This is a genomic window from Mycobacterium riyadhense (assembly GCF_963853645.1).
Taxonomy (GTDB): domain Bacteria; phylum Actinomycetota; class Actinomycetes; order Mycobacteriales; family Mycobacteriaceae; genus Mycobacterium; species Mycobacterium riyadhense.
In genome coordinates, this window is sequence record NZ_OY970456.1 from 956,246 (window position 1) to 972,663 (window position 16,418).

Genomic DNA, 16,418 nt, shown 5'->3' on the forward strand with positions numbered 1-16,418 from the left:
GGACACACTGATGACCTGGCATCCGCATGCCAACAGGCTGAAGACCTTCGTGCTGTTGGTCGGTATGTCGGCGATGATCGTGTTCGTCGGCGCGTTGTTCGGCAGGACGGCGTTACTCATCGCCACCCTGTTCGCCGTCGGGATCAACGTCTACACGTACTACAACAGCGACAAGCTGGCCTTGCGCGCGATGCACGCCCAGCCGGTTTCCGAGCTGCAGGCGCCGGTGATGTACCGGATCGTGCGTGAGCTGGCGACCGCTGCGCACCAGCCAATGCCCCGGCTGTACATCAGCGACACCAGCGCGCCCAACGCGTTTGCCACCGGCCGCAACCCGCGCAACGCCGCGGTGTGTTGCACCACGGGAATTCTGCAGATCCTCAACGAGCGCGAGCTGCGCGCCGTGCTGGGTCATGAGCTGTCCCACGTCTACAACCGCGACATCCTGATCTCGTGCGTGGCGGGCGCGCTAGCGTCGGTGATCACCGCGCTGGCCAACATGGCCATGTGGTTCGGCGTCTTTGGCGGTGACCGCGACCAAGGCGCCAATCCTTTTGCGCTGCTGCTGGTTTCGTTGTTGGGTCCGATCGCCGCGACGGTGGTGCGGCTGGCCGTATCGCGGTCCCGGGAATATCAGGCCGACGAGTCCGGTGCCGTGCTGACCGGAGACCCGCTGGCACTGGCGTCTGCGCTGCGCAAGATCTCCGGTGGTGTGCAGCTGGCGCCGCTGCCGCCTGAACCGCAACTCGCCAGTCAAGCGCATCTGATGATCGCCAACCCGTTCCGTGCGGGTGAGCGGATCGGGTCGATGTTTTCCACTCACCCGCCGATCGAGGACCGCATCCGCCGGCTGGAAGCGATGGCGCGGGGCTGACGCTGGCTTAACGCTGAACCATGCGTATCGCTGCGGAGAATTAGCTCCCACGCCACAGCTGAGATGAGGTGGTGAATCCAGCGCTGGGCGCAGCGGACTGTCGGCGCTGCGATTTTTCGGCACTTGTGTCACCACGGTGCAGGTGGATCCGACGCTGGGGTGGGCGAGGGACCGGCACCGCGATCGCTCAGTGTTGCATTGCTGGCGGAGACACCTCCGACGGGCGGCCGGTCGGCTACGACGGGCCTGTCGCTCCGGGTTTGCCGTACAGGGACCCACCGGCTCCGCCGGCCCCGCCGGCCGCGTCACCAGAACCGGCGCCGCCGGCCCCGCCGTCGCCGATCAAAACGGCGTCGCCGCCCTTGCCGCCAGGCCCGCCGGCGCCGTCGCTTCCTCCGTCCTTGCCGACGCCGGCCTTACCGCCGTGACTGCCGTCACCGCCGTTGCCATACTGCGTCCCGCCGGAGCCGCCGGAGCCGCCGGCGCCGCCGTTGCCGCCGTCGCCGCCGGCCCCGGCGGCGCCGTCGGGGCCGCCGCCAAAGCTGTTGTTCTTCCCGCCGGCGCCGGCGTCGCCGCCGTTGCCGCCGTTGCCGCCGTGACCGCCGGCGCCGCCGCCGCCGAAGTAGACGGCGCGGCCGCCGTTTCCGCCGTCCCCGGCATCGCCGGCCGCCCCAGCATCTCCGCCGGCCCCGGGTGTGCCGCTGCTACTGAAGGTATCGCCGCCTTTACCGCCTTTGCCCCCGTTGCCGCCCGCCCCGGCATCGCCGCCGACACCGCCGTTGCCGAGCAGCGTCGCGCCGCTGCCGCCGTGGCCGCCGGTCCCTCCTTTGCCGCCGGCCCCAGCATTGCCGCCGTCACCGCCGTTGGCGGCGATGGCGGGGCCGGCGCCGTGGCCGCCGTCGCCGCCGTCGCCGCCGATCCCGCCGTGGCCGCCGGTCCCGCCGGCCCCGCCGCTGCCGTATAGCCACCCGCCGTTTCCGCCGGCTCCGCCGGTGCCGCCGTCGCCGGCGACACCGGCGATGCCGCCGTCACCGGGGACAGCTGTGCCCTCGAAGTCGCCGTCGCCGCCGGTGCCGCCCCCGCCGCCGTGGCCGCCGGTCCCGCCGGCCCCGCCGCTGCCGTATAGCCACCCGCCGTTTCCACCGGCCCCGGCATCGCCGCCGGAACCTCCGGCCCCCCCGGCGCCACCGATTCCGCCGAAGCCGCCACGACCGCCGGTTCCGCCGGGGCCGCCCGTTCCGGCGGTGCCGCCGGTTCCGCCGACGCCGATCAGTCGAGCGGAACCGCCCGCCCCGCCCGCCCCGCCGGCCCCGCCATTGCCGCCAGAGCCGGCGGTCAAGCTGAATGCGGTGTCAACGCCCTGGCCGCCGTTGCCGCCGTTCCCGCCGTTGCCGCCGACCCCGCCGTTGCCAAATAACGTTCCGCCAGCCCCACCAGAACCACCAGCACCACCAGCACCGCCAACCCCACCAGCTCCGCCTTGGTCGCCCACGCCCGTCCCGCCGCTCCCGCCATTCCCGGCGTTGCCACCGGCCCCGCCCTGGCCAATCAGGCCGGCGGACCCACCAGCGCCCCCGGCCCCACCAGCACCGCCGGTAGTGGCGGTGGCTTTGCCGAAGTCGGCCGTGCCACCATCGCCGCCGTTGCCGCCATTGCCGGCGATGCCATACAGCGACCCGCCGGCCCCACCGTTGCCGCCGCGGCCACCGCTACCGCCGATGTTGCTGCCCGTCCCGTGGCCTCCGGCACCGCCGATGCCCCCGGTCCCACCGTGGCCGATCAGCCCAGCGGCACCACCGGCACCACCGGCACCGGCGTCGGCGCCGAACCCGCCTAAGAACACACCGCCGTTGCCGCCGGTTCCACCGTTGCCTCCGTCACCGCCGTTGCCGTAGAGCCACCCGCCCTGGCCTCCGGCCCCACCGTCACCGCCGACACTGCCGCTACCGGCGAAGCCTCCGTTGCCGCCGTCACCGCCGATACCGCCGGCCCCGCCGTGGCCTATCAGCCTGGCGACCCCGCCAGCACCTCCGGCACCACCGGGCCCACCAGCGATGGCGGTAAGGCCGGTGCCGCCGGCCCCGCCAGCGCCCCCGTTCCCGTAGAGCCACCCGCCGGTTCCACCGTCACCGCCGGCTCCGCCTGCCCCGCCAGCCCCGCCGAAAAGGTCGCCAGCGGGGGCGTTACCGCCGGCACCGCCAATACCGCCGGCTCCGCCGGTACCGATGAGCCCGGCAGCCCCACCCGCACCTCCGGCACCACCAGAACCACCAGAAACATTGTTGACGGAGCTGTTGAAGCCAATGCCGCCGATCCCGCCGACCCCGCCGTTGCCGTACAGCCAGCCGCCGGCCCCGCCGGTCCCACCGGCACCGGCGATGCCGCCTTGGGCACCAGGCCCGCCGGCTCCACCTTGCCCGCCGTTGCCGATCAGCCCGGCGGCGCCGCCGGCCCCCCCGGCCACCCCGGGAGCGGTGCTGGCCCCGCCGGCGCCGCCGTTGCCGTACAACAACCCCCCGGCCCCACCGGGCTGCCCGGTCCCATCCACGGTGCCGCCGTCGGCACCGTTACCAATCAATGGACGCCCCAACAACGCCAGGGTCGGCGCATTAATCGCATCCAGCAGGGCCTGCTGGGCGTTGGCGACCTCGGTCCCTGCGTAGGCGCCCGCGCCGGTGGTCAGGGCTTGGACCAACCGGTCGCGAAACACCTCCGCCTGGGCACCGACCGACTGATACTGCTGGGCGTAGTTGGCGAACAGCGCGGCCACCGCCGCCGACACCTCATCACTGGCGGCGGCCGTCAGCGCCGTGGTGGGGCCCTCCGCGGCGGCATTGACCGCGGTGAGCTTCGAGCCGATGGCGGCCAAATCCGCGGCCGCGGCGGCCACCAGTTCTGGAACCACGTTGACAAAGGACATCGCGAATCTCCAGCAACCCAGTTGGCGGCAACACCACCAACACCGCTATGACGCGTGCCACGCTGCCCTCGAATGCGCCAAAGCCGCGTAGGCCCGCAATGTTGCTGCCGATGCTGCTTGCCCCACCACTACCCGTACAAGAGGCAAGTGCCCAATATCATGCGGCGATTAGATGCAGAGTGCACATGCCTCAACGGCCATGAGTGGGCCAGCGCAGGCCAAGGCCGACTCATGTTTGAGGCGCTCGGCAATGGGTTCGCCGCAGTCGAGGACCCAAACGCTGCCAACCATCTGCATCAGCTTTGCCCCGACCCTATCGACACGCGGCTGCGAAAGTGACTGGCGATCCTGGCCCACTCGATGAGGTGTCCATCTCTGCTTTTGGCCAACCGTGACCGGAATTCGCAACCTAAGAAAGGTTGCTGACCGGCATGGCGATAGTGGGGCTACGTCGTTTACGTTTTCTTCGAGCGGGTCATCCGTGACAACATCCGTCACCGGTCACGGTCTACATATCGCAGGCTTCCTCACCTGCGTACACGATTGTCTCCAAAACTTCGCCCGCACAACAGGACTCGCTGCCCGACCCAAAACACCCCTCCCAGCATGTCATATTTGACCTAAATTTCAGGCCTCGCCAGAACAAGATCAGCTCCACCAATTCCGGTACTGCGCCCGGAAGTGGTTGCGCTGCCGGCAGCTTTCGGCTCGCCGCAGGTGGTGGGCGGTCGTTGGGGTGTTTTGGTCCTGGTGGCCAAGCGCCAGCGCAGGTGTGGCAGGTGACCCGTTCGGCCAAGAACGGCGCGGACCTCAACGTCGAGAGGAGGCGCGAATACGTCAACCACTATTCGTTGCACATCATCGACCCCGAGTGGGGCCATGTCACGATCACGATGTCGGGACATCCGCCGTCCGGCGCGCAGGTCATCCTCAACGGGTATGAGTACGTGGCCCGCTAGGCGCTGCGGCGGGGATAGCATTTCGCAAGGCCGGCAATTGTTTCACCGCGGTCGCGGACCCAGCGCGCCTGGCTCGGATCGCAGATGCCTCGTCGCAGGATGCAGCACTAGGGCGGGCCGCCGGGCTAGGTTTGCCAACGCTGGATCTATTCCGCGTGTTTGTGCTTCGGGCTCGACCTGGCCGAGCAGCGCAAAGCGGGTTCACCGCCTTGGCCTTGGTGTTCTCGTCGTACCTGATCGCCGTCGCACCAACCTTCCTTCCAGCGGAAGGTGCCGCATAAAGCCAAAGGAAGGTGCGTATAAACCTGGGACGGTTCAGAAGTCGATCCTCAAGCGGGTAGCCGGGGTCAACGGCCGGCCTGGCCGGGTCGAGATCAGCGACGGCCACGGTGCGCCCGCCCGGGGGATCACCAACCTGCGGTGGCGATCCACCTTAGGCTCCGCAGACAATCCCCATCGACGAAAACCACGAGCGATGATGGCAAGTCGTGCTTGATGACCGAGCCATAGCGAACGCGAATTTGCAGCTTTGACGGCGCCAGCATGGACGTGACGCTGGATGCGCGAGCAGACGCGAAAGCCCCCAATTTCCGCCGGAAACTGGGGCTTTCGCGTCTGCTCGCGCAACTAGTTAGAACCCGGAGCCGTGGACCTCGTGTCCCGGAACCTCGGCGATCAGGCCGCGGTAAGCCTGCTCCACGGTGGACCCGTGGTTGATGACCGCGTCGACCTCGCGGGCGATCGGCATGTTCAGCCCGAATTCGTTCGCAAACTCCATGACCACGCTGGCGGCCTTGACGCCCTCGGCGACCTGATTCATCGAGGCGATGATCTCGTCGATCGGCTTGCCCGCGCCGAGCTGCTCGCCGACGTGCCGGTTTCGGCTGCGCTGGCTGGTGCACGTGACGATCAGGTCGCCCAGCCCGGCCAGCCCGGGGAAGGTTTCGGGATTCCCGCCCAACGCCACCCCCAGCTTGGTCATCTCGCGCAGCGCGCGGGCGATTACCAGCGCGCGAGTGTTTTCACCGATACCGAGCGAGTAGCCCATCCCAACCGCGATGGCAAAAACGTTCTTGAGCGCGCCCGCGGTCTCGACACCGATGACGTCGTCGGTGGTATAGACGCGGAAGCGTCGGGTGCGCAACAAGGCCGCCAGCCGGGTCGCCAGGTGTTGGTCGGGCATTGCCAGCACGGCGGCGGCCGCGTAACCCTCGGCCACCTCGCGGGCGATGTTCGGCCCGGCCAGGATGCCCGCCGGGTGACCGGGCAGTAGCTCCTCGATGATCTGCGACATCCGCATATTGGTGCCCTGCTCGAGCCCCTTGACCAAGGACACCACCGGCACCCAGGGGCGCAATTCCTTGGCCAGCTCGGTGAGCACACCCCGGAAACCGTGTGAGGGCACCCCCATGACGACGACGTCGGCGCAGTTGGCGGCCTCCGCAAAGTCGGTGGTGGCGCGCAGAGTATCGCTCAACACGACGTCGTTGCCGAGGTAACGGGTGTTGCGGTGACGGTCGTTGATGTCGTCGGCGGTCGCTTTGGAGCGCACCCACTGCAACGTCGGTCCCCGGCGTGCGCAGATTGACGCAACCGTGGTTCCCCAGGAACCACCACCGAGGACAACAACTTTGGGTTCGCGCTTCTCAACTGCCATGCAGATCAGCGTATTGGTGAACTCGGCCGAACACCATCGCCTCCTCGATGCGGTCGAAGCGGTAATCGATGGCATCGGCGAAGTAATTCTGCCGCACGTTCCATGGCCGCTTGGTACCTGACTTGGGCAGCGCGTGCAGCGACCGTTTCACATAGTTGGCCGCAATGTCCCAGGACGGCTTTTCGTTCATCGGTTGGTTGCCCAGGTGCGGATAGGCATGCGTGTAGCCACGAGATGCCATGTGCGCCAGCAACTTTGCGGTCGCTCGGGCCGTTATGTCGGCCCGCAGCGTCCAGGACGCATTGGTATAGCCCACGCACCAGAACAGGTTGGGCACGTCTTCGAGCATGTGCGCCTTGTAGACGAAGCGGTCCCGTGGATTGATCTCTATACCGTCGAGGCTGATCGTGGCACCGCCGAGAGCCTGCAGCTGCAGGCCGGTGGCGGTGACGATGATGTCGGCGTCGAGGTGTCCACCGCATTGCAGCGCGATGCCGGTGGCGTCGAAATGGTCGATGTGGTCGGTGACCACCTCGGCGCGGCCTTCGGCGATGGCGGAGTACAAGTCGGCGTCGGGGATCAGGCACATCCGCTGGTCCCACGGGTTGTAGCGCGGCCTGAAGTGCGTGTCGATGTCGTATCCAGCGGGCAGATTGTTGATCGCCACGCGCCGCAGCAGCCACTTCACGAACGCCGGTATCTTGCGGGACAAGAACCAGAAGACCGCTTCCATCAACGCGTTGTACATCCGGATGACTTTGTGAGAAGCCCTGCGGGGCAACAGAGTACGAGCAACTGCGGCGACCCTGCTGTACTTGGACGCCGACATCATGTAGGTGGGCGAGCGCTGTAGCATCGTCACCTTTTCGGCCCGGTCGGTCAGTGCTGGGATCAGCGTGACCGCCGTGGCTCCGCTGCCGATCACGACGATTTTCTTGCCGGCGTAGTCCAGTTCCTCAGGCCAGTGCTGCGGGTGGAGGACGGTGCCGCCGAACTGCTCGATGCCGGGGAAGTCGGGGGTGTAGCCCTCGTCGTAGTTGTAGTAGCCGCTGGCGAAGAACACGAACCGGCTGCGGCAGTGCTTCAGGGCGCCGCCTTGTTCGAAGGTGACGGTCCAGGTGTCGGTGGACGAATCCCAGTCAGCCGCACGGACATAGCTGTTGAAGCGAATATGGCGGTCGATGCCGTACTTGTGGGCGGTGGTGGTCAGGTACTGGCGAATGTGGTCGCCGTCGGCGACGCCTTCCTCGCGGGTCCACGGCTCGTAGGGAAAGGACAGCGTGAAGATGCTGCTGTCGGACCGCACACCCGGATAGCGAAACAGATCCCAGGTGCCGCCGATTCGTTCGCGACGCTCCAGGATTGTGTAGGTCATCCGCGGGTTGCGCTCGGTCAGCCGATAGGCCGCGCCGAGGCCGGAGATGCCGGCGCCGACGATCACGACGTCGACGTAGTCGGCATCTTGTGGAGTCACGTCACCAGACTAGGCAGGCTCAATCAACACGTCGACGTGCAGGGGCGCGCACCGGTCGATGAGCCAGATCTGGTCTGCCGGGCTGGCGAAGATGCGCGCGTGGGTCGGGTCTTGGATGAACGCTGGGCTTCTTTCGCCGGCGCATCTGTCACCGAAGAAGACGTATGCTTTCGCGTCATTGCACATCCGGGACATCCAGACCAGCCCGTCCAACCCGACACTGTGGGCAGCCTCGGCCCACCGCACGGTCGCGCGATAGCTCGACGCCGGGCCGGCCGTCAGCTCACCGGCGGTGACCTTGAGGCGGCGCAGGCCCGTGCCGTGCAGGATCCCGACGCGCAGCGTGCGTGTCACCTTCAGCCGGACCAGCACCTTGCTCGCGTACTGGTCGTAGGGCAGGGCGCCGCCCTCGACGGGAATGTCGTGCAGCAGTGTTTCGGCGATGGCGGCGTCTTCGGTTTCGGCGGCATACAGGATGGGCACCACGGGGTCGCCGAAGAAGCCGAAGCGGGTCGGGGCGCCGAAGCCGGGATTGAAATCGGTGGCGGTGCGGGTCGCCGACAGCACGCGGTAGAGCAAATGGCCGGGCGGCAGGGTAGCGGTGGCCGGGTCGAACGGGTCTGGAGGCCGCCGCACTGGCCCTCTTACCAAGAGACGGCCATCGCCTCCGCCGCCACCGCGACAACCCGGTCCGGGTCGGTGGCCAGGTGGTCCACGGGGCGTTCGCCATCGAAGTAGGTAGTGGGCGAGCAGAGCCATTGCACCAGGCCCGCCTCTGACCAGCCGCTGGAATCGGCAACCTCACGCAGCCGGGCGATGACGGCCAGCGGCTTTCCGTCGGGCCCGAACTGGAACCCCGGGTAGGCGAGGTAGTTGCCCTGGCGGACGGCGACCAGCGCGTTGTTGCGGTGGGCGGTGGTGGCCAGGTTGCGGGGTGCGCTCGATCGCGACCCCATCCGTTTGCCCGCTTCGGTGCTGGTCAGCATGCCGAACTCGGTCTCGATGCGCGCGTAGAGGTTCTGCGCGGCTTGTACCGCTCGCGCGACGGCGGGTTCGGTGTACACCGTGACCGACGACAGCGCGATGCCGACGGCGTGCGCGCTTTCCCGCAGGCGCCGGTTCGCCGCGTCCAGCTCGGCGACCGTTGTCTTCACGGGTAATCCTCCATTCGGTTCGTGCAGTCCAGTTTAATGCATGAACCGAACGCTACCGGTAGTTCACGAACTGCAACGCGACATCGAGGTCGGCCTTCTTCAGCATCGAGATGACGGCCTGTAGGTCGTCGCGCTTCTTGCTGGTGACGCGGATCTCGTCGCCCTGGATCTGTGTCTTGACGGTCTTGGGTCCCTCGTCGCGGATGAGCTTGGTGATCTTCTTGGCGTTCTCGCTGCTGATGCCTTGCTTGATGGTGCCAGTGACCTTGTAGGTCTTGCCGGAGGCCTGCGGATCGCCGGCGTCGAAGGCCTTCATCGAGATGTCGCGCCGGATCAGCTTTTCCTTGAATACATCGACCGCGGCCTTGACGCGCTCCTCGGTGGACGAGGTCAGCTCGACGGCCTCGTCGCCCTTCCAGGCGATTTTGGTGTCGGTGCCGCGGAAATCGAACCGCGTGGCCAGCTCCTTGGCGGCCTGATTGAGCGCGTTATCGACTTCCTGGTGGTCGACCTTGCTGACGATGTCGAACGATGAGTCCGCCATGCGATAGCCCTTCCTCGTTGGTGCTAGCCGTTTGTGCTCTGTCTACCCGTTCGTTGTAACCTGCTAGGCGGCAGGTTGCCCGAGCGGCCAATGGGAGCGGACTGTAAATCCGTCGCGAAAGCTACACAGGTTCGAATCCTGTACCTGCCACCACGAGGTCAGCGGGTGTTTTTGACTACCGCAACAGCTTTGAGCTATGCGGTCGTCCGCAGAATCAAGCTCAACGTCTAGAGCGCCGGAACAACGTGCGGTCCACCGTTTCCGGCGGCTCCGAGCACGAGCGCGGGTATCGACTCGAACGGGGAAAGCGCCCGTTCGGTCGGTCGAATTGGCTCACACCCCAGGCGTCAAATCATCGACAGTGACGACGACGTCTCTCGTGACCGCCGGCCTGGTTTCGTCGGTGGCGCGACCGTGGTGGCGATGCCGCCGGTTGCTAAGACATTTCATTCGCCTCGTTTGCGGCATAGAGACCGGGCGACTCGGCTGTTGGTGCGGCCACACGATGACCGCCGATCACCGCCAGGCATGAGTATTTGGCTACTTGTTTCCTGCGCCTCGTCCCGACCGTCAGTCGGCGAGTTACGAGTTCTCGACTATGCCAACCCGGCTATCCCGTCCAGCCCGAGTAACAACCCGCCGGTGCCGCCGGAGCCGGGGGTGCCCGGCATGGCGCCGAACCCACCGTTGCCGCCGTTGCCGCCGTTGCCGATCAAGTCGGCGTTGCCGCCCTTGCCGCCGGCTCCACCGGCGGTGTTACCGATGCCGCCGGCGCCGCCGTTACCGCCGTTACCGATCAGTCCGCCGTTGCCGCCGTTACCACCGGCACCTCCGGCCGCGTTCGCACCAGCCGCGCCGACGCCCCCGGCACCTCCGGCGCCGATGAACGCGCCGGCGTTGCCGCCGTTCCCGCCGGCCCCGCCGGATAGGCCAAAGACGGGATCGGTGGCGCCGCCGGTGCCGCCGGCCCCTGCGGCAGCGAAGAGCCCGGTGCCGCCGATCCCGCCGTTCCCACCGACCTTGCCGCCGAATCCGCCGGCACCGCCGGTCCCGCCCGCGCCGTAGAACATGCCGGCATTGCCGCCGGCACCGCCGGTTCCGCCGTTGTTGGCGCCGGATCCGCCGGCGCCGCCGGCGCCACCGGCGCCGAACATCCCGGTGCCACCAGCCCCACCGCTGCCGCCGTTGCCAGTAGTGCTGGTGCCCGTCCCGCCGCTGCCGCCGGTCCCGCCGTCGGCGAACATCCCGGTGCCGCCAATCCCTCCAGATCCGCCGGAACTACCGCCCGTCCCCCCGGTGCCACCGCCGCCGCCGGCAGCAAAAATTCCGGTGCCGCCCGCCCCACCCGGTCCGCCCAGGCCGAGTGAGCCGCTGCCCCCGTGGCCGCCGGCCCCGCCGGCACCGCCGGGAGCGAACAGCCCGGTGCCGCCAACGCCGCCTCCGCCGCCCTCGCTTCCTCCCGCGCCGCCGATGCCGCCGGGGCCGCCGGGAGCGAATAGCCCGGTGCCGCCGGCCCCGCCGGTTCCGCCGGAACCTGCGCCGCCTCCGCCGGTACCGCCCGCGCCGCCGGGAGCGAACAGCCCGGTGCCACCAATGCCGCCGGCGCCGCCGGCGATGCCGGCCCCACCGGCGCCGCCAGCACCGCCGGTCCCGAACAGCCCACCAGCCCCGCCAGCGCCGCCGTCGAGCCCGTTCCCGCCGCCGCCCGTTCCGCCGGTGCCGCCGGCCCCGCCATTGCCGAACAGTCCGGCGGCCCCGCCGTTGCCACCCCGCTGGCCGGGCGCTCCCGAGCCGCCGGCCCCGCCGTTGCCGAACAACAGCCCGCCGTCCCCGCCGTTTGCCCCGGTGCCGGGGGCGCCGTTGGCGCCGTTGCCGATCAGCGGGCGCCCCAGCAGGGCCTGGGTGGGTGCGTTGATCTCGTTGAGCAGCTGCTGGCTCGCGGCCTCGGCGGTGGCATACGAGCCCGCACCAGCGGTCAAGGTCTGCACGAACTGGGCATGAAACGCCGCCGCCTGGGTGCTGACGGTCTGATATCCCTGGCCGTGGGCGGAAAAGAGCGCGGCGATGGCCGCCGACACCTCATCCTGCGCGGCGGCCAGCAGTTCTGTGGTCTGGGCCGCCGCGGTCGCGTTGGCAACGCTGAGTGCCGAGGCGATACCGGTCAAATCCGAAGCGGCCGCGACCAGTGTGTCCGGCACCGCGATAACGAACGACATTCGGGACCTCTCTACGAGTCATGGCCTGACCGTCATGACAGTTGGCTTCACACCAGACCGCCGCTGGTCTGTGAGTTTTGGAGAAAATCGGCGTTCTTGCTGACCTGAAAAGTGGACTGCCGCAATGGCCTTCGACCGGTCGGCTCAGCCGGCTTTGTCGCGTGCTGTCGTCAGCGCTGTGGTACCGACGGCGCAGGCGGGATGTTCTGGTTGATGCGAAATACGTTGTGCGGATCGTATTCAGCTTTGATCTCGCTGAGCCGGCGGTAGTTCGGACCGTAGGTGGCGCGGACCCGCTCCTGCCCCTCGTCCATCATGAAGTTCACATAGGCGCCGCCCGCAGAGTATGGGTGGGTGGCGTCCCAGTAGCCCACCGTCCACCGCTTCAACGCCTCCGCGTTGTCCGGGTCCGGATCAACCCCCGCGATGACCTGTGAAAAGTTGACGTCTCGGTAGGCCCACGCGGTGTCGGTTTGCCCCACCCGATGGACCGCGCCGTCGATCGGATACAGATGCATCGTGGAGTGCATGCTCGGCAGTTCTTCGCTGAAGCGGGCATGGGCCTCGACGGCGCCGTCGGCGACGGTCCGGAAGAAGTCGCCGCGCCAATACCATTGCAATCCCTTCGGATACAGGGCATCAAACGTGGACTGCAGCGCCGGGTAAGGGGCCACACCGAGGCCGTCGAAGGCCGGCTCCATCTGCCGCACCGGCGCGAATGCCTCTTTGGCACCTGCCGGATCGCCGATGTAGCACCAGACCACCGCGCACGCCTTGTGCAGGTGGAAGGCCTCCGGGAAGGGTGGCGCCGGTGGGACCGTCATCGTCGCGAAGAACCCGTACAGATCCTCGTCTTGAGCCGGGATGAAATCCCGGAACCAGCCGAGAATGTCGGCAGTGGCCGACACCGGCCACGCCGTGGGGCCGCAGATCACTGTGTGCACGGGATGCAAGCGGAACGTAAACGAGGTGACCACGCCGAAGTTGCCACCGCCGCCGCGCAGCGCCCAGAACAGGTCTGAGTGTTCGGATTCAGACGCCGTCACCACGCGGCCGTCGGCCAGCACCACCTCGGCCTCCAGTAGGTTGTCGACGGTCAGGCCATGCTTGCGGGACAGATATCCGTGTCCACCACCCAAAGTGAGACCCCCGACGCCGGTGGTGGAGATGATGCCGGCCGGTGTCGCCAGACCGTGTGCGTGGGTCGCGGCGTCCACCTGACCCCACGTCGCGCCGCCTTGGACCCGAACGGTGCGCCGGTCGGGGTCCACGTCGATCCGGTTCATTGGCGACAGGTCGATGACGATGCCGCCCTCGACGGTGCCGAAGCCGGGACCGTTGTGGCCGCCCCCGCGGACGGCGATCGCTAGGTTCGACGTTTGCCCGAATTCCAGCGCACCCGCGATGTCGGCGGCGGATCCGCACCGCGCTATCACCGCCGGCCGCTTGTCGATCATCGCGTTGTGCAGCGCTCTGGCTTCGTCGTATCCCGGGTCGTCGGGCAGGATTACCTGCCCACCCAGCCGAGTACGCAGTTCGTCGGTTGCGGTCACCATGCGAGTCATCATGCTCTGAAGCTATGCGGCGAGGTAGGGGCCCGTCATGACCACAACGAGGCATTTGCCAACGCCCGCCGATAGTCAGATCTGACTATCGACCAGCCAGCGGCGCCGCGGCTACGTTGACATCATGGCGCAGTGGGTGCCGCCGCCGCTTCCCGCAGAACTGACCGCCCGTCGCGGCGGTCCACTGGTGGGTCGCGCCGCCGAGCTCGCGGCTTTCGAGCAGGCCTGGGAACGGGTCGAAGGCGGCAACCGGCAAGCGGTGTTCGTCGGCGGTGAGCCCGGAGCCGGTAAGACACGCCTGGCCGCCGAGGTGGCCGGGAAACTGGCCGATCACGGTGTCGCGGTGCTCGTCGGGAGCTCCACGGCCGATGCGAACGTCCCGTACGCACCGTTCGCCGAGGCGCTGGATCGTCTGCTGATCGCGACACCGCCGGGTTCGCTGGCGGACGCGCTGGCGGACGCGGGACCACAACTGCGGCGGTTGACAACCCAGGTGGATCGGCATCTGCCCGGCACCGGCCCGGCCGACGACGTCGACGCGGTCCGGCGTGCCCTCTTTGACGCGGTGACGGGCTTTCTGCGGCGGCTGGCGATCGATCGCCCGATCGCGTTGGTCCTCGAGGACATGCATTGGGCGCAGATTCCCACGCTGGCGATGCTCGAGCACGTGCTTATGGGCTGCGTGGATGTGCGCATGCTGGTGGTGGCCACGTTCCGCACCACCGAACCGGACCGCTCCGAGGAGCTCGTCACCCGGCTGGCCGAACTGCACCGATTCGACGGTGTTCGGCGTCTTGATCTCGGGGGCTTGGACACCGAGGCGATCGCCGAGTTCGTCGGCCAAACCCAGCGGTTGCGCCCGCCGTCGGCGCGCACGGCGGCGGCGTTGCTGCGGGACAAGACCGGCGGGAATCCGTTCTTTCTGACCGAACTGTGCAACCATCTGGAAATCCGGGGCGGGTGGGATGGGTTAGGCACGCTGAGCTCACGCCAGACCGTTCCGGCCTCGATCGGGGATGTGATCGCCCGCCGGCTCGGCGGGCTGGGGGCCAGCGTCCGCGGCCTGATCGAGCAGGCGGCGGTGTTGGGCGAAGCGTTCGATGTGGCGGCGCTGATCGCCACCAGCGAGGCCGATCTCGCGTCGACGCTGGCGGCGATCGATTCGGCCGAAGCCGTCGGGCTGATCCGAGCGGTTCCCGGCTCCGACGGAGAGTTCGCGTTCGTTCATTCGCTGACCCGTGAGGCCGTGCTCGACGGGATGGCCGCGTCGCGGCAACGGATCATGCACGCTCGGGCCGCTGAAGCACTTCAGGGGCGCGCCGACCCATCGGTTGTTCCTCGCCTGGCCAACCACTACCTGCTCGCGCACGTACTGGGCTACCACGAGCAGGCGTTGCATTACGCGCGGAAAGCGGCCCAAGTAGCCGAGCAGAGCCTGGCCTATGAGGACGCGGCGAAGTGGTTCGAGCGGGCGGCGTCGCTGCCCGAACTGAGCCCCGAAGATCGGGCACGACTGAATTTCGGGGCGGCCGCAAATCACGTGCGGGCCGGCGATTTTGCCCGGGGCCGGGCCATCTACGAACGCATCAGCGCGATGGACGATCCGCTGGTCCGGCTGGAGGCGGCCGTTGGCTACGAGGACGCGAGTTGGCGTCCAGGGCTGGCCGACCCGAAAGCGGCCGATCTGTTGGATTCGGCGCTGGAAGGGTGCGGCCTTAGTGCCGACGACCCCCGCTACGTGCAGGCGCTCGCCAGTTTCGGACGCGCGCTGACCTTTTCCGGGGAGGCGGCACGCGCTCGAGAAGTCGGTATCCGCGCCATCGAACGCGCGCGGGTCGTCGGCGATCCGGCGGTCATGCTGCACGCGCTGCACGCCAGCCTGTGGCAGGGCGTTACCCCGGAGATGTCTGACATCCAACTGGAGCGGTCTGCCGAGCTGGTGCGCGGGGCGCAATCATCCCGCGACTACGACGCGCTGGGCTCGGTGTCGCATTTCCGCGCCTTGGTCAGCTATGTCGTTGGCCGGCCCGACGACCTGGCCGCCTCGGCGGCCGAGCTGCGGCGAGCGGTCCAAGCCTGCGGACAGCCCTTCTTCCGCTTCATCAGCGGGTGCGTCAATCAGGCGCTGACGTATCTGCGCGGCGATTTCGCCGGCGCCGAACGGTGGGCGGACATCGCGTTGCGCACCGGTCAGCTTTTCACCGGAGACGAGACAGAGGGCTCGCACGGGGTTCAGATGTTCATGATTCGCCGCGAATCCGGGGACCTGAAGAGATTCGCCGGATTCGTGGACGGCAGCGAGACGTTCGCCGGCCGGTGGGTGCCCGGGTTGCTTGCGTTGTATACCGAACTGGGCTGCGAACGTGGCATGACCCGCGCACTGAATCACCTGCTCAACCGCAATCTTGGCGATCACACCGACGAGGCGCAGTGGCCGATGGAGCTGGTATTCATGGTCGAGGCGGCCCTAGAGCTGGGCAGCCGCGAAGCGGTGCACGCGCTGCGGCCGTTCGTCGCCCGCTATGCCGGCAAGAACCTGGCGGCCGGACAGTTCGTCGCGCTGTTCGGCAGTGCCGACCGATATCTCGCCCGGATTGCGGCCCTTGGCGGTGACACCGATGCCGCCGAGCGTCATTTCGCTGCAGCGCTTGCGATGGACCAGCGGATGGGCGCGGTGGTTCATGTTGCGGAGACGCTGGCCCGACACGCGCTGTTTGCTGCGTCCGTCGATCGCACCGAGGAGGCCCGGCGCCTGGCCGAACGGGCACGCGACATCGCGGCGCCGATCGGCCAGTCTCGGGTCCTTGACCTGGTGGAACCGTTGCTTACCTTGGGTCTCGAGGGCCCGCAGGGCCCGGATGGACTGACCGACCGGGAGATTGAAGTGCTGCGGCTACTGGCCGAGGGGCTGAGCAATCGCGCGATCGGCGAGCGCCTCTACATCAGCACCAACACCGCCGCCAACCACGTTCGCAGCATCCTGCTCAAGACCGGTGCCGCGAATCGCACGCAAGCGGCGATGTACGCCGCCGACCACGAACTGCTCGGGTGAGGA

The 16,418-nt window shown here is 68.1% G+C and carries 11 protein-coding genes and 1 tRNA gene; 4 read left to right on the forward strand and 8 right to left on the reverse strand.

The genetic code is table 11. The features are described from left to right. Nucleotides 1-10: 10 nt before the first annotated feature. Nucleotides 11-874 (forward strand): zinc metalloprotease HtpX, encoded by an 864-nt coding sequence (gene htpX / locus AADZ78_RS04345; protein ID WP_085251555.1) that lies wholly within the window; start codon nucleotides 11-13, stop codon nucleotides 872-874. A 235-nt stretch (nucleotides 875-1,109) separates the two neighbouring features. Here the strand turns inward: htpX and AADZ78_RS04350 are convergent, their stop codons facing one another. Next, nucleotides 1,110-3,794: a PE family protein gene (locus tag AADZ78_RS04350; protein ID WP_204903459.1), complete on the reverse strand. Its 2,685-nt coding sequence runs from the start codon at nucleotides 3,792-3,794 to the stop codon at nucleotides 1,110-1,112. A gap of 779 nt (nucleotides 3,795-4,573) precedes the next feature. Between AADZ78_RS04350 and AADZ78_RS04355 the strand changes: the two genes are divergently transcribed. Beyond that, entirely contained in the window at nucleotides 4,574-4,753 is a 180-nt protein-coding gene (locus AADZ78_RS04355; RefSeq protein ID WP_139828529.1) for a hypothetical protein, read from the forward strand. Nucleotides 4,754-5,384: 631 nt separating this feature from the next. Here the strand turns inward: AADZ78_RS04355 and AADZ78_RS04360 are convergent. The 5 genes from AADZ78_RS04360 to AADZ78_RS04380 all read right to left on the reverse strand — a co-directional run bounded on the left by AADZ78_RS04360 (nucleotide 5,385) and on the right by AADZ78_RS04380 (nucleotide 9,582). Beyond that, nucleotides 5,385-6,410, reverse strand: a complete 1,026-nt coding sequence (locus tag AADZ78_RS04360) for an NAD(P)H-dependent glycerol-3-phosphate dehydrogenase (RefSeq protein WP_085249207.1) — start codon at nucleotides 6,408-6,410, stop codon at nucleotides 5,385-5,387. Beyond that, nucleotides 6,400-7,884 carry a flavin-containing monooxygenase gene (locus AADZ78_RS04365; protein ID WP_085249206.1) on the reverse strand — a complete coding sequence of 495 codons (1,485 nt, stop codon included), beginning with the start codon at nucleotides 7,882-7,884 and terminating at the stop codon, nucleotides 6,400-6,402. The genes AADZ78_RS04360 and AADZ78_RS04365 overlap by 11 nt, the downstream gene beginning before the upstream one ends. A 9-nt stretch (nucleotides 7,885-7,893) precedes the next feature. Beyond that, nucleotides 7,894-8,463: an RES family NAD+ phosphorylase gene (locus AADZ78_RS04370; protein ID WP_204804256.1), complete on the reverse strand. Its 570-nt coding sequence runs from the start codon at nucleotides 8,461-8,463 to the stop codon at nucleotides 7,894-7,896. Between the two features lie 65 nt (nucleotides 8,464-8,528). Continuing rightward, nucleotides 8,529-9,038: a hypothetical protein gene (locus tag AADZ78_RS04375; protein ID WP_139828528.1), complete on the reverse strand. Its 510-nt coding sequence runs from the start codon at nucleotides 9,036-9,038 to the stop codon at nucleotides 8,529-8,531. A gap of 52 nt (nucleotides 9,039-9,090) precedes the next feature. Next, nucleotides 9,091-9,582 (reverse strand): YajQ family cyclic di-GMP-binding protein, encoded by a 492-nt coding sequence (locus AADZ78_RS04380; protein ID WP_085249204.1) that lies wholly within the window; start codon nucleotides 9,580-9,582, stop codon nucleotides 9,091-9,093. A gap of 69 nt (nucleotides 9,583-9,651) precedes the next feature. Here AADZ78_RS04380 and AADZ78_RS04385 point away from each other — a divergent pair. Continuing rightward, nucleotides 9,652-9,735: transfer RNA gene (locus tag AADZ78_RS04385), tRNA-Tyr, on the forward strand. Nucleotides 9,736-10,178: 443 nt separating this feature from the next. Here AADZ78_RS04385 and AADZ78_RS04390 read toward each other — a convergent pair. After that, nucleotides 10,179-11,798, reverse strand: a complete 1,620-nt coding sequence (locus AADZ78_RS04390) for a PE family protein (protein WP_085249203.1) — start codon at nucleotides 11,796-11,798, stop codon at nucleotides 10,179-10,181. A gap of 170 nt (nucleotides 11,799-11,968) precedes the next feature. Next, entirely contained in the window at nucleotides 11,969-13,366 is a 1,398-nt protein-coding gene (locus tag AADZ78_RS04395) for an FAD-binding oxidoreductase (protein ID WP_239657130.1), read from the reverse strand. Nucleotides 13,367-13,487: 121 nt separating this feature from the next. Between AADZ78_RS04395 and AADZ78_RS04400 the strand changes: the two genes are divergently transcribed. Continuing rightward, nucleotides 13,488-16,415 (forward strand): helix-turn-helix transcriptional regulator, encoded by a 2,928-nt coding sequence (locus AADZ78_RS04400; RefSeq protein ID WP_085249201.1) that lies wholly within the window; start codon nucleotides 13,488-13,490, stop codon nucleotides 16,413-16,415. Nucleotides 16,416-16,418 lie beyond the last annotated feature (3 nt).

Excerpts from the sequence above, each read along its gene's own strand:
- htpX (WP_085251555.1), top strand. The coding sequence starts at position 11 with ATGACCTGGCATCCGCATGCCAACAGGCTGAAGACCTTCGTGCTGTTG.
- AADZ78_RS04350 (WP_204903459.1), bottom strand. The coding sequence starts at position 3,794 with ATGTCCTTTGTCAACGTGGTTCCAGAACTGGTGGCCGCCGCGGCCGCG.
- AADZ78_RS04360 (WP_085249207.1), bottom strand. The coding sequence starts at position 6,410 with ATGGCAGTTGAGAAGCGCGAACCCAAAGTTGTTGTCCTCGGTGGTGGT.
- AADZ78_RS04380 (WP_085249204.1), bottom strand. The coding sequence starts at position 9,582 with ATGGCGGACTCATCGTTCGACATCGTCAGCAAGGTCGACCACCAGGAA.
- AADZ78_RS04390 (WP_085249203.1), bottom strand. The coding sequence starts at position 11,798 with ATGTCGTTCGTTATCGCGGTGCCGGACACACTGGTCGCGGCCGCTTCG.
- AADZ78_RS04395 (WP_239657130.1), bottom strand. The coding sequence starts at position 13,366 with ATGATGACTCGCATGGTGACCGCAACCGACGAACTGCGTACTCGGCTG.
- AADZ78_RS04400 (WP_085249201.1), top strand. The coding sequence starts at position 13,488 with ATGGCGCAGTGGGTGCCGCCGCCGCTTCCCGCAGAACTGACCGCCCGT.